This window comes from Arthrobacter mangrovi, assembly GCF_026011795.1.
In the GTDB taxonomy this organism is placed as follows: domain Bacteria; phylum Actinomycetota; class Actinomycetes; order Actinomycetales; family Micrococcaceae; genus Crystallibacter; species Crystallibacter mangrovi.
This window is the reverse complement of sequence record NZ_BRVS01000008.1, coordinates 309,340-322,116: the sequence shown is the minus strand read 5'-3', so window position 1 is coordinate 322,116 and position 12,777 is coordinate 309,340. Positions and strand designations below refer to the sequence as shown.

Sequence of the window (12,777 nt, the reverse complement as noted above, 5' to 3'; positions counted from 1 at the left end):
CACGGGACAGCTCCTTTGCGCAGATGAACGGCGGTGATGTAGCTCACGCTAGCGGAGATGACTCACTATGACTATAGGTAGCGACGTTGCACCGCGCGGCGCGGCAGCCGGAGAAGCACCAGAGGGGGCCGCGCGGACATGCCGCACAGCCCCCTCTGGCAGGAAACCCGGATGGAGATGACCTAGAAGAATTTCGCGGGGTCTATCTCGGACCCGCCCTTCAGGACCTCGAAATGCAGGTGGCAGCCGGTCGTGTTGCCGGTGGTGCCCAGAGCCCCGATCTTGTCGCCGGCCGCGACCTTCTGGCCCTTGGCGGCGCTGATGTTCTGCAGGTGGTTGTAGGTGGTGGTCAGGCCGCCGGCGTGCTTGATCACGATGCGGTTGCCGTAACCGCCGGCGCTGGAGGAAGTCTCCGAGACGGTTCCTGCGGCGGCAGCCTTGACGGGGGTGCCGCAGGCCAGGGCGAAGTCCAGTCCGTTATGGAACTCTCCGGCCGCGCCCGTCACAGGGTTGATCCGGTAGCCGAAGCCGGAACTGGTGACCATTTTCTGGACCGGGGATACGAGGCCCTTGGGATCCGCCTTCTTGGCCGCTTCCTTCTTCGCCTTGGCTGCGTCCTTGATCGAGGCGGCTTCGGCCTCCATCTTGGCCGCCTTGGGGGTGGCCTTGCCGATCACCTCGACACGCTTAAAGTCGGCCTTGGCATCCTCCGGGACAGTCACAGCTGCGGGCGTGACGCTGGATGCCTGGGTTGCAGCAAGCTGTTCGGCTCCGGCCTGCGCGGTGGGGACGGCGGCGAGGGCCAGGATGCCGGCGGCCGCGAGGGCGACGCTGAACTTCTGGCCGCGGGTGGCGGAGGCGATCTTCTTGTTGCTGCGGTCGGTGGCCCGGTTGCCGCGGACGATGGCGATCAGCGAGGTGTCGGTGCTGCGTCGGCGTCCGCGCATGGGGGAGTTGCTGTTCACGGGGATTCCTCTCGGGGCGCCGGCGAAGTTAGCTGTCGGATTCGAGCCAGAGAGATCTGCTCGGTTCGCTGGCAGGCAGGAGAGTCGTCTCTGCGGCCGGGCGAACTTCACCCCAAGGCGCCTTGAGCGCCGGAAGTGGTTCCTCCGCCCCTGTCGGGAAGGTCGTTGAACGGTACCCGTCGGCTGCTGACAGGGTTAGGCGGGCAGCCGCGGTGGCTAACACTCGTTACGTGGAAGCGCAATCAAAGTTACCGGGCCGGCGGGGGCTGTTACAAACTCGTTATGCGTGTTTGTCGACACATCAACGTTTAAGCGGCGCGTCGATTTGCTTTTCCGTCAGTGTTCTTGTGTCGACCCCGCCGGCCCCAGGTATCCGAGAGTGGCAGGTGCCGTTGGGAGTTGGAATATTCTGCCGTGCCCCGCCGTTTGACTGGGTGAATGCAAATGCATGAAGATTCGAGGGTCAGGAGAACGGCATGTCCGAGCGCAAAATTGTTGTACTGTCCGCGGGGCTGGGTGTCCCGTCTTCCAGTCGGATGCTGGCGGACCAGTTGGCCAAGTCGGTTGCCGGCCGCTTCGCCCTATCGGAGGAGAGCGCGGCAATCGAAACCTTCGAACTGCGTGAGTATGCCGTCGATATCGCCAACAATATGGTGAGCGGTTACGCGGGGCCGAAGCTGGCCGCAATGATCGACGCCGTCGCCTCGGCCGATGCGCTGATTGCGGTCACGCCGGTGTTCAGCGCGTCCTACAGTGGCCTGTTCAAATCCTTCTTCGATGTCATCGACAAGGATGCCCTCGCCGGCAAGCCGGTACTGGTCGGCGCGACCGGAGGCACGGCGCGCCACTCGTTGGCACTCGACTACGCCATCCGGCCCTTGTTCAGCTACCTGCGCGCCCGGACCACGCAAACCGTCATCTTCGCCGCACCGGAGGACTGGGGGTCGGAGGGTGGAGCGGGCGGCAGCATCGAGCGGCGCGCCGAGCGTGCTGCGGCCGAACTCGTGGCTTTGGTCCACGAAAGTGCTGCCCCTGAGGCGGGGCGCGGCGGCGTGGAGTCCATGAGCTTCGAGGAGATTCTGGCCAACGTCGGCCACTGAACCGGGAAGCCCGTCTCCGGGGCAGGCATTCCTGCCGGAGGCGGGCCGGGCCGGGGCGGCTTTCCCTCTCGGCTGGAGCTAGAAGCGCTCCGGCTGCTCTCCGAGGATGAAATGGCGGCCGCTGATGAACGTCGGCTTGACCTCGATGTAGAAGTCCTTCAGTGTCGGCACCCACGTCTTGAGTCCCAGTTGCTCCGCCGCCGCGATCTCCTCCCCGGACTGCAGCACCCTGGCGGTGCCTTTGACAACGACGCTCCATGCTTCGTCGCTGCTGATGCCGTCCGTCTCGAAGACGACGTTCTCGTTGATCGTGATCTCAGCCAGTTTAGTGCCCGGCGCGCTGCGCATCAGCAGGTGGTTGTCATGGGCGAGATAGTTGATCGGGAAGATGTCTGTCTCCCCGGCCGCCGTCAGGACTATCCTCCCGTGCTGGGTTTTGCTGAGCAGCTTCCAGGACTGCTCGTCGCTGAGTTCAAGGACCGGATCATCGTGTTCGAACATCATGCCCCTATTGTTCTACGAGACGTAGAAGATTGGGAAGGGTTGCCGTCACAAAGTCCGATGAATGCACCGAGTTCTTCCAGGCCATGCGGACGGGAGGGGAGATAAGCGGTCAAGGCAGTCGAGCGGATGATGACCGCCCGCCACTGGCCCCGCGACACCGCCACGTTCATCCTGTTGCGGTTCAGCACGAAGTCCATGCCCCGCGGCGCCTGGGAGACATCCGATACGGCGGTCGAAACGATGACCACCGGCGCCTCCCGGCCCTGGAATTTGTCCACCGTCCCCACCTGCACGTCAGGGTAACCGGCGGCTTCCAGGCTGCGGCGGACCAGCTGCACGTGCGCGTTGTAGGGAGCGACGACGAGCAGGTCCGCCTGCGTCAGGGGGCGTGGCTCCGGCCCGCGTTGCGGGTCCGTCCACGGCAGGCCCAGATGCTTCCCGACCTGCCGCACTACCTCTGCGGCCTCTTCCCGGGACGCTGTGGCGTTTCCTTCGTGCTGTACGAGCACGCATTCGACGCCGGCGGGGGCTCCTTCCAGCAGCCGGCCGGCCGCGGCGGGCGCGCTCGCAAGGCGTCCCTCATAGGAGAGGTCGGAGACCGCCCGGCACAGTTCCGGATGCATCCGCCAGCTCCTGGCAAGGAAATAGCCTAGATCCGACGGCAGGGTGGCATGGCCGGCGGAAAGCCAGCCGAGGGCCGACTCGTCCACCGGTTCCGGGTGGGTGCCCTGCGAGACCTGCGGCAGCTGCTGCGGGTCTCCCAGGAGCAGCAGCCTTCGGCATGCCCGGGACACGGCGAGTGTGTTGGCCAGCGAGAACTGCCCTGCCTCGTCGATCACCAGCAGGTCCAGTGCGCCGGCGGGGACGCTGTTACCGGTCATGGTCCACGCCGTTCCGCCGACAAGGGCGCCCCCCGGGCCGTCGAGCAGGCGGGCCACGTCCGCGTCCGTTACCTGGCTCCAGGGAACGGGACTGCCACTGGACTTCTTCGCCACCCGGTCCACCGCGACGCCGCCCTTGTCCACGGCAGCCGTCATCATGTGTTCGACGACGGCATGGGACTGGGCAACGACTCCTACCTTCCAGCCGCGCGACACCAGGCGCCCGATGACGTGGGCGCCCACATGCGTCTTGCCGGAACCCGGCGGTCCCTGGACCGCAAGGTAGGAGCGGTCGAGGTCTTCCACCGCGGCCAAAATGGCCTCGATGTAGGCGTCCGGCCCCTCGCCCACGGCCGGCAGCTCCGGCCGAGTGCCCAGCCGTGGGGGCAGGCGCCGCAGGAGGTCCAGCGCGGGCTGAGGCGGAAGCTGCCGAAGGTTGCGTCCCACCTCGGCGGCCAGGGCGGCCAGGGCTTCCCGCAGCGGTTTGGTGCTGGGAGGCGGGTCCGGAGTGAGCGCCAGGGGGAAGTCCTGGTACTCCTCGGCGCCCCTGGGCAGCCGGTCGAGGAGCAGCAGGACGTCCTTTCCGTCCTCGGCGTCGAGGCCGAGGACCTCGCTGCGAAAGCAGTAGGTGCGGTAGTTGACGCCGTTGTCCTGTCCGTCCAAGTGCGCAGGGGCCGGCGGGTCATAGACGCGGCAGACCGTAGTCCCTTCCTTGATGGTGGAACCGGGCGCCAGCCTGCCCGTGAGGCGCAGCCGCCGGACGGGATTCGACCGTGCGGTCGGCTTGGCCCAGTCCTGCAGTACCTCGCCGGATTCCACCGTGAAGATGTCCCGTGATTCCCCCCAGTCCGCCAGCGGCGCATTTAGCCGGTCGTAGTGCCCCCACCAGAATTGTTTGTCTTCCCTGCGGTGGTATCCGACGGACGCCGCCACCATGGCGATGGCCTGCTCGTCCGGCGACAGCTCTCCGTCGGCGTGCAGCGCGCGCTCGGTCGCTGCCTGCACATATTCGAGCAGTCGTGCCTCGTCCGGCGAGGGTTCTTCGGGTTTGGTAGCGGGATCCGGTTCGGTGGCCCGTGCCCGTGCTATCCCGCGCTCGTCGGCCCGCTCCAAGAGCCAGTCGCGGAGGCGGAGAGTGGAGAGGCAGTCGTACTCGTTGTAGTCGCGGATGCTGGCCAGGATCGCTTCCGCTTCCTGTTGCCGGCCGCTGTCCCGTGCTTCGCAGTAGAGGGCGTATGCGACAACGGACCCGCCGGCATCCTTGACATCCCCCGAGCGCAGGTGCGATCCCATGTACAAGGGCTCGAGTTTCTTGATGCTGTAGGACTTTTCCGAGATCAGCAGGCTGTTGCGTACGACGTCGTAGAGATCGACCAGGACGCCTTCGCGCAGCAAGGCGTCCACGGCGTCCTCGCCGATCACATGCTGCAGCGAGAGGCGGCGCAATGCGGCCTTCTCATAGTTGGCGTAGTGGTAGATGTGCAGGTCCGGATACTGCTTCCGCCGCCGGGATACGTAGTCCAGGAACTCGGCCAGCGCCTTTCCTTCTTCGGCGCGGCTGTGGGCCCAGAACGGATGGAAGGGCGGGGCGGCTCCGGGAGCCGGCGGGTTCTCCATGACCCCGAACAGGTACTCCAGTCCCCAGGTCCCGGCCTGGTCCTGCCAGAGCGGGTCCCCTTCGAAGTCGAAAAAGATGTCACCCTCGCTTGGGGCGGGAAGCGTTCCGAGCGCGTTGGCCGCCAGCACCCGGTAAGCGAGGCTGTGCCGGGCTCCGTCGCCATCCGTGTACTGCACGGCCCCGTCCGGCTCCACCGTGCCGTTCTGCGTCCTCGCCTGGTCGCGCAGCCGGGCAAGTACGCCGTCCGGTGCCTCGCCCGGGGGCAGCTCCATGGCCGCCAGCTGGTCGATCGTTGTGACGCCCAGGTCCCGCAGCCGGCGGCGACGGACAGGGCTCATCCGGGAAACCAGCAGCACGTCCCGGTGCAGCGCTACTTGCTCGGTGCAGTAGTCGCAGCGCCCGCACGCCGTGTGCCGGTCGTCTCCCCAGGCCACGGGGGCGGGCTGGGCCCGGTGGGCGGACGTGAGCTCCAGGAAGCGGTCGCGACGCTCCCGGAAGACCGGCAGCAGGTCCCGCAGGCTGTGGTCGCTGCGGGACCGGTCGCCCAGCACCAGTGTCACGGTGGGCGAGGGGGTGATGCCGGCTCTTAGCAGCTGGTCGCCATACGCCGCTAGCTGCAGCAGCGCCGTGACCTTGGCATGTCGGGCGAGCTTGGAGTCGTACACCGCATAGCGGGCCGAGGGGCCATCGTCCTCCCTGACCAGGAAGTCCGAGCGGCCGTGGAAGCTGCCGTCGAAGAAGGACGCCTGGAATACGACGTCCGCACCGGAGCGGAGCGCCGCGATTGATTCCCTGTGCTTGTCCTCTAGCAACGGCCTGGTGTAATCCGCAATTTCGGCGATTTGCACCACACCGGCCCCGAAGACGTCTTGGAATCCTTGGAGCACGCGGTGTTCGTGGACGTCGCCCAGCTCAGCCGTGCGGGCCAGCATCTCGTCCGGGGGAAACTCCGCCTTCGGACTGCGCCCCAGCTTCTCATCCAACTTCCGCAGCAGCTGGTACTCGCACTGGGCCGCCACCACCAGGTCGCTGGCGGTGAAGATCAGGTCCCGTGGTGCGCCGGGCAGCAGCGGGTCGAGCAGGAACACGGTGCCTCCTGAAGGAGAAGTTGGTCCCGCCGGCTCCGAGACCCCTGTCGGGGCCCCGGTCCGGCGGGCGGCTCTTTATGCTCAACTTCTATCAGCCGGGTCCGACAGTTTCCGCACGGTTCGGCCGGATCTCCCGAAACCGGGCAGGCCGGCATCGGCGCAAGCCAAGGCAAGGACACCGCACCGCGGCGCCAGGCGCGCTAACGGCAGTCCGGTGCTCCGCCGTCGTCGGTCAACATCCGCCGAAGGGAGAAGAAGCGGTTGCCCGCGCCCGGCCGGGTGCTGGGAATAAGCAGCTTCGAGTACTTCTCGCACCACAGCGCGGAACCGTCCGAGTCCATGGCGGCTTCCAGCACGGCGCCGATGTCCTCGGAATACAGCATTTTCTGTTCGCCGTCCCGGCACAACTGGACCAGGCTCAGCTCAGCCTCGATATGGACGGCAACCTCTACCCACTCGTCCAGGACAGTGTTGTCCCTGAGACCGACGGTGCGCTCGCGGTTGTTGCTGCGGCTGTCTTTTTCTATTGGATATGCACTCATCATTCTTGTTCTCTCCGATTGTTCTTGCCCGCACCGAGTCCCCTTCAGAACCTCGTTGTCCTGTGAAATGCAGGCCGCTTCGTCATCCGAACCACCCGCGAACATGGGGTTGGTGCGTGATCGGTCGGAGCCTTGCAGCGACCGGCGAGCCGGTGTGCTGCGGATCACATCTCGTGAAGCAGTACCAACTATAGGGTCCTGCATGCACATAGCCAAACGGTTGCTGCGAAGTAAACATTTTGTTGTGGGCCCGTTACCCGCCGTGACGGTCCGTTAGGCCTTCGTGACGGCCCGCGCGGCCTTATTACCCCGGGTGACGAGGCAGTCCGTGACTGGCTGCACAGGCTCTGGTTATACTCGCTTCAGCTTCAGGAATTGCGGCCGCTAAGCTCCGACTTGGCCGCGTACCAACCCCACGCTCTCTGGGTGGTTCGGATGACGAAGCGGCCTGCATTCGCCTCAGGGCAAATGGTGCGGGCAAGAGCACGTGAAAGGACCGGTGCCCGGCACCGCTTCCATGAGTACACCGAACACTGCCCACGCCGGCCTGCGCGTGATGAGCCTGTCCGACTACGAACAAGTAACGGCCGCACGCCAGGAATTCGTCGATTTCCTGCTCGGGCCCGCCGGCCTCCCGGTCCGGCAGGATGCGCGGACGCCACGCGCGGCGGGCTTGTGAGGGGCCCTTCGGGCCTGCTGCTGGACACCGACGTCGTCGCCGAAGTGCGCCGCGCAGAGCCGCATCCGGCGGTGGTCGATTTCCTGCAGCGCCGCCGCCATCTGGGCATCTACATTTCCGCGCTGTCCGTGGCGGAGCTCCATCAGCTGGGCGGCCGGGAGGGCGGGGGACCGGACGACGGCGGTGCTTGGCTGGGCGAACTGGCGTCGCGTTTCTCCGGCTTCATCCTGCCGGTGGACCTGGACGTGGCGATGGCCTGGGCGCCGATGGCGGGGCATCCCGAGGTCACCGCCGTAGATTCCCTGATTGCGGCCACGGCTGTGCAGCACTGCCTGACAATCGTGTCCCGGAATGTCGACTGCTTCCGAAAGCTGGCCATTCCAGCCATCGATCCCTGGCAGGTGGGTCAGTTCGCCGTCGAGGTTGCGCCGCCGAACTGACCGCCGACCCCTTACTTTCCGGTAGTACCGGCGCGACAATAGGAGCAGTGGCGCGTGGGAGGAGAGCAGCGATGGCAACCAGGCGGAAGAGATTATTCGGGGCAGCACCGGAAGAACGGATGGGTCCGTTGCCGCTGCATGGCTCGGGAGACGATCCGGTGATGCCGAACCTGGCCGCGGCCCAGATTCCCGGCCCCGGCACCGGCCATGTAAGGGCGGGCGAGGACGGAGTGCTGCCGGACGACGTCTCCGACCCGTTCGAGCAGGAAGGACACCAGCCCGCCGGCCGGTCGCTGACGGGCAGGTTCCGGCGCTGGCGGCAGGGGCTGCGGCGAGCATAACCGTTCCTTCGGGCGCCGGTCCATAGACTGAAGACATGCCTGAAGCAGAAAACCCCGCGGATCGGACGTCGATCGCCTACGACATCACGGGGGAGGGACCCGCCGTCGTCCTCCTGCACGGTTCCGCGCTCTCACGCGCGATGTGGCGAGGGCTCGGGTACGTTGGCGCGCTGGCGGGCGATTTCACCGTGGTCCGGATCGACCTGCGCGGCCACGGCCGCAGCGGCAAGCCCCATGACACCGAGTCATACCGGATGCCGCTGGTTGTCGGCGACGTCCTGGCCGTCCTGGACGCGGAGGGGATCGCCAGCGCCGCGGTGGCGGGTTACTCCTTCGGGGCGCGCGTGGGTTTCGCGCTGGCCGCCGCTGCGCCCGAACGCGTGGATCGCTTCGCGACGTTGGGCGGCACCTACCGGGCCCAGCAGGGACAGGTGGCGAGGATCTTTTTCGACGGGTACCTCGAGGAGTTGCGCCGCGGCGGGATGGAGGGCTTTGTCAACGGGCTGGAGGCTGCGGGCAAGGTGCTGGACCCCGCCACCAGGGCGGCCTTCATGGCCAACGACCCGCAGGCGCTGGCCGCCTATTTCGAACGGACCGAGGAGGAACCCGGACTCGCCGAAGCCCAGTTGGCCTCACTGGCGATGCCGGGCCTGCTCATGGCCGGAACCGAGGACACGACCCGGTTCGATGACTCCAGGCGCGCCGCTGCGTTGATGCCTGGCGCCCGCTTCGTCCCGCTGCCGGGACGCACGCACGCCTCGACCCTCTTCCCCGCGGACGAGGTCCTGGCCGAGCTGGTGCCTTTCCTCGGGGCCCGGCAGGCGGTCGCCTAGGATGGCAGCGATGTTCCGCGCACCGATTGCTCCGTCCGACCCCTGTCCCTGCGGCAGCTCCGCGGCCTACCGCGACTGCTGCGGGCGACTCCACGCCAGCCTGGCCGAGGCGGCGACGGCCGAGGAGCTGATGCGTTCCCGCTATTCGGCTTTCGTGGCGGGGGACAGCGCCTACCTGCTGCACAGCTGGTCGTCGGAGACAAGGCCGCGCTCGCTGGAGCTCGATCCGGAACAGCAGTGGGAGGGCCTCGAGCTCATCCGGGTGGTGAAGGGCGGCCCGGACGACGCGGCAGGAAAGGTCGAATTCCGCGCCCGCTTCCGCGCCGGTGGAACGGTGCAGGACCAGCATGAGGTCAGCACGTTCGTGCGCGAGGACGGCCGCTGGGTCTACCGCGGGGCGCTCGCGCACCGCTGAGCGGCTGGCCGGCCCCTCAGTTCTCCAGCAGGCCGCGGATGTCCTCGGCCGTCAGCTTGGAGGAGAACATGGCGTCGTCGTCCATCACGGATGAGAACAGCTTGGCCTTGCTTTCCTTCAGCGCCATGACCTTCTCTTCAATGGTGCCCTTCGCGACCATCCGGTAGACCATGACGTTCTTTGTCTGGCCGATCCGGTGCGTGCGGTCCACCGCCTGCGCCTCGCTCGCGGGGTTCCACCACGGATCGAGCAGGAAGCAATAATCCGCCTCGGTAAGGTTCAGCCCGAAGCCGCCGGCCTTGAGGCTGATCAGGAAGACGGGCGCCTTGCCTTCCTTGAAGCGGTCGATGACTTCGGCCCGCCGGCGCGTTGTCCCGTCGAGGTAGCTGTATTCCACCCCTTCGACGTCCAGCCGGGCGGCGGCCTTCTTCAGGAAGCTGGTGAACTGGCTGAAAATCAGGGCGCGGTGGCCTTCGCCCAGCACGTCCTCCAACTGTTCGAACAGCACATCGAGCTTGCTGGAGGGCACCGATGAGTAATCTTCGTGGACCAGCGAGGCATCCAGGCTGAGCATGCGCAGCAGCGTCAGCGACTGGAAGATAGTGAAGCGGTGCCGGTCCATGTCCTCGACCAGCCGCAGGATCTTCTGGCGTTCCCGCTGCAGGTGCGTGTCATAGATCTTCCGGTGCTTGGGGCTGAGGTCCACCTCCAGCACCTGTTCCTGCTTCGGCGGGAGGTCCGTCGCGACGGCTTCCTTGGTGCGGCGCAGCATGAGGGGGCGGATGCGTCGCCGCAGTTTGCCAAGCAATTCCGCACTGCCCGAGCGTTCGATCGGCCGCTGGTAGTGGTCCGCGAACTTCTGCGCCGAGGGGAACAGCCCGGGAGCCGCGATCGCGAGGATGGACCACAGTTCCATCAGGTTGTTCTCCATCGGCGTGCCGGTGATGGCCAGCTTGAACCCGGTTTTCAGGTCCCGCGCCGCGTGGTGAGCCTTGGTGGTGCGGTTCTTGACGAACTGGGCCTCGTCGAGGATGAGGCCGGCCCACTCCTGCGCCTGGTACTCCTGGGCATTGATCCTGAAAATCGCGTAGGAAGTAACGACGACGTCCGCTCCCGCCGCGGTTTCGGCCAGCGGCCGGCGGCTGCGTGCCTGGGTCTCGGCCACCGCGGCGACCCTCAGCCCGGGCGTGAAGCGGGCAGCCTCATGGACCCAGTTCGGCACCACGGAGGTCGGTGCGACCACCAGGAACGGGGCCGCGGGCGGGTCCGCGGATTCCTTCACGTGGCTGATCAGCGCCAGCGTTTGCAGGGTCTTGCCGAGGCCCATGTCATCCGCGAGCACGCCGCCCAGACGGTAGCGCCATAGGAAGGCCAGCCAGTTGAAGCCCTCGCGCTGGTACGGCCTCAGGTCGGCGTGCAGGCCCCGGGGCAGTTCAGCCGGCTCCACGGAGGAAAGCTGCAGCAGGCCGCCGACGGCGTCCTGCCAGGCCTTGGCCTGTTCCGTTTCGACGGCCAGCTCCTCGAGGTCCTCCCAGAGGCCGGCCTGGTAGCGGCTGATCCGGAGCTCGCCGCTGTTGCGGTCCTGCAAGGCCATCGCCTCGTCGACCAGGGCGCGGAGCCGGTCGAAGACCGGCTGTTCGAGGGAGAGATAGGTCTTGTCTACCAGCAGCAGCTTCTTCTGCCCCCTGGAGAGCGCGCGGAAAATATTGCCGAAGGGAATCTCGCGTCCCTCGATCTTGACCATGACGCCGAGGTCGAACCAGTCTGTCTGTTCCGTCTCCACGGTGCTGATGGTCAGCTCGGGCGTGGCGGTCAGCTCCCGGTAGTCCGGGCGCTCGCCGACAATGTCCACCCTGACGCCGTCCAGCTTCTCCAGCCGCGGGAGTGCGTCCTGCGTGAACTCGACGGCCGCCATCTCCCGCAGCGTCGATTCCGGCTGCGCGAGTTCGGAGCCGAGGACCCGGCGGACCGCGGCCAGCAGCGCGCTTTCGGTCTCCGTGTCGCGGTATCCGCCATCCGGCGCGGCAGCGTCGAGCGGTTTCCGCACGGCGTCTTCGCCGGAGCGGTATTCGAACTCCCACCCGAGCTTCAGGGTGTTGGCCTTGCCGTACGCAGCAGTGAGCACGAGCTGCGGCGGGACGATCTCGGGCAGCTCGACGGAGGCGTCCGTGCTGGTCACGCTGATCGTGCGCTGCAGCCGGGGATAGACCCGTTCCAGGAATTCCGCGACGTCCCCGGCCGGTACGCTCACGGTCGCGGGGCGCTGCAGCAGTTCCTGCTCCGCGCGGCTCAGCTTCCGGTCCACCGGAGCCAGGGTGATCTGCCGCAGTTCCGCGTCGTAGCTGTAGGCGCCGTGGTTGCCGATGGCTCCGGCGCTCTGGAGCGGCTGGAGCTCGCCGTCGATGAAGAGCACTGGATCGAGTCGGAGGCCGGTGCCCTCTTCCGGGGAGCGCGCGTCCAGCCGCAGTTCCGCATGCCGGCCGATGATCAGGCTGGTGTCCGCCTTGGCGCCCATCAGCTCGATCCCCAGCTGCCTGGCCTCATCGAGGAGACGCCACAGCAGGGGGCTGCTGAACTCGTCCAGGTAGAGCCAGTCATTGTCTTCGCCGAAATGCAGTTGACCGTTGGCCCGGTGCAGCGGCACGAACTGGGAGAACCAGCGGTGCTGTTCGGGGTCCAGGCTCAGCCCGTACGTCTTGAAGCTGATCGAGTTCCAGCGCAGGTTGCTGCGCACCCAGCGGCCATTGTCGCTGCGGACGACCGGACGGACGCCTAACTGCAGACGGCTGGCGGGCACCCGGCCGCTGTGGCTGACGCCCGAGCCCGGCCGCCACTGTTGATGCGCCTGCAGGGTCTGGTCGCGCACTTCGAACTGCAGGCCGAGCGGCTGGACCTTGCCGGGGGCCCGTTTGCCGGCGAGCCGGGGCGTGCGGGCGGAAGCTGCCGCCGCAGGCTCGAGCAGCGGACCCAGCGCCTGTTGCCACTGCGGTACTCCGGAAGGGGAGGCGGGCTGGACGGGCAGCTTGAGCTCCTCCCGGGACTGGAGGTTGCTGAGGTTGGCGAAGAGCAGCGTGGCCGCGACGTGCTTGCAGTCCCAGCCCACCGGGCAGCTGCACGAATTCTCCTCGAGCCGGTAGCCGGTCCCCGTCTGCTTTAACCGGATGCGGCAGCGGTAGGGCACGGCCGCCGTGCCCTGGACGCGGCTTGCCAGCACACCGGTGTCCGGGTCCCAGCTCAGGTCCTGGACCGAGCGGCCGCTGGAGTATGCCTTTCCGCGGGCAAAGGCCGCCCCGCCGACGTGGCGGATGATTTCGCCGGCGTCGACCTGAGGGAAGGAAAGCTGTGGCACGCCTTCCATCTTTTCACGCGTG

General features: G+C 67.1%; 11 protein-coding genes and 3 riboswitches. Of the genes, 6 read left to right on the top strand and 5 right to left on the bottom strand.

Going from position 1 to position 12,777, the window contains the following annotated elements; all coding sequences use genetic code 11:
• Positions 1–182 precede the first annotated feature (182 nt).
• On the bottom strand, positions 183–965 hold the full coding sequence (locus AHIS1636_RS11095) for a M23 family metallopeptidase (protein ID WP_264795871.1): 783 nt from the start codon (positions 963–965) through the stop codon (positions 183–185).
• Positions 966–968: 3 nt separating this feature from the next.
• Positions 969–1,140, bottom strand: a riboswitch (cyclic di-AMP (ydaO/yuaA leader).
• A gap of 301 nt (positions 1,141–1,441) precedes the next feature.
• Here AHIS1636_RS11095 and AHIS1636_RS11090 point away from each other — a divergent pair.
• A complete protein-coding gene (locus AHIS1636_RS11090; RefSeq protein WP_264795870.1) occupies positions 1,442–2,065 on the top strand; it encodes a CE1759 family FMN reductase in 624 nt (207 codons plus the stop codon).
• Positions 2,066–2,143: 78 nt separating this feature from the next.
• Here AHIS1636_RS11090 and AHIS1636_RS11085 read toward each other — a convergent pair whose 3' ends face one another.
• From AHIS1636_RS11085 to AHIS1636_RS11075, 3 genes are all read right to left on the bottom strand, one after another.
• Positions 2,144–2,569, bottom strand: coding sequence for a pyridoxamine 5'-phosphate oxidase family protein (locus AHIS1636_RS11085; RefSeq protein ID WP_264795869.1), 426 nt, complete (start codon positions 2,567–2,569; stop codon positions 2,144–2,146).
• Complete coding sequence (locus AHIS1636_RS11080; RefSeq protein WP_264795868.1) at positions 2,566–6,156, bottom strand: TM0106 family RecB-like putative nuclease; 3,591 nt, start codon at positions 6,154–6,156, stop codon at positions 2,566–2,568. The genes AHIS1636_RS11085 and AHIS1636_RS11080 overlap by 4 nt, the downstream gene beginning before the upstream one ends.
• 200 nt (positions 6,157–6,356) lie before the next feature.
• Complete coding sequence (locus tag AHIS1636_RS11075) at positions 6,357–6,698, bottom strand: hypothetical protein (protein WP_264795867.1); 342 nt, start codon at positions 6,696–6,698, stop codon at positions 6,357–6,359.
• Positions 6,699–6,713: 15 nt separating this feature from the next.
• A riboswitch (SAM riboswitch) is annotated at positions 6,714–6,877 on the bottom strand.
• Positions 6,878–7,064: 187 nt separating this feature from the next.
• A riboswitch (SAM riboswitch) is annotated at positions 7,065–7,188 on the top strand.
• Positions 7,189–7,215: 27 nt separating this feature from the next.
• On the opposite strand from AHIS1636_RS11075, the gene AHIS1636_RS11070 reads away from it, so the two are divergent.
• The 5 genes from AHIS1636_RS11070 to AHIS1636_RS11050 all read left to right on the top strand — a co-directional run bounded on the left by AHIS1636_RS11070 (position 7,216) and on the right by AHIS1636_RS11050 (position 9,406).
• Positions 7,216–7,377: a hypothetical protein gene (locus AHIS1636_RS11070; RefSeq protein ID WP_264795866.1), complete on the top strand. Its 162-nt coding sequence runs from the start codon at positions 7,216–7,218 to the stop codon at positions 7,375–7,377.
• A complete protein-coding gene (locus tag AHIS1636_RS11065; RefSeq protein WP_264795865.1) occupies positions 7,374–7,817 on the top strand; it encodes a PIN domain-containing protein in 444 nt (147 codons plus the stop codon). The genes AHIS1636_RS11070 and AHIS1636_RS11065 overlap by 4 nt, the downstream gene beginning before the upstream one ends.
• Positions 7,818–7,888: 71 nt before the next feature.
• Complete coding sequence (locus AHIS1636_RS11060; RefSeq protein WP_264795864.1) at positions 7,889–8,158, top strand: hypothetical protein; 270 nt, start codon at positions 7,889–7,891, stop codon at positions 8,156–8,158.
• Positions 8,159–8,193: 35 nt separating this feature from the next.
• Entirely contained in the window at positions 8,194–8,991 is a 798-nt protein-coding gene (locus tag AHIS1636_RS11055; protein ID WP_264795863.1) for an alpha/beta fold hydrolase, read from the top strand.
• 10 nt (positions 8,992–9,001) lie between these two features.
• A complete protein-coding gene (locus AHIS1636_RS11050; protein ID WP_264795862.1) occupies positions 9,002–9,406 on the top strand; it encodes a YchJ family protein in 405 nt (134 codons plus the stop codon).
• Between the two features lie 16 nt (positions 9,407–9,422).
• On the opposite strand, the gene AHIS1636_RS11045 is transcribed toward AHIS1636_RS11050, so the two are convergent.
• A complete protein-coding gene (locus AHIS1636_RS11045) occupies positions 9,423–12,755 on the bottom strand; it encodes a DEAD/DEAH box helicase (protein WP_264795861.1) in 3,333 nt (1,110 codons plus the stop codon).
• Between the last annotated feature and the right edge of the window lie 22 nt (positions 12,756–12,777).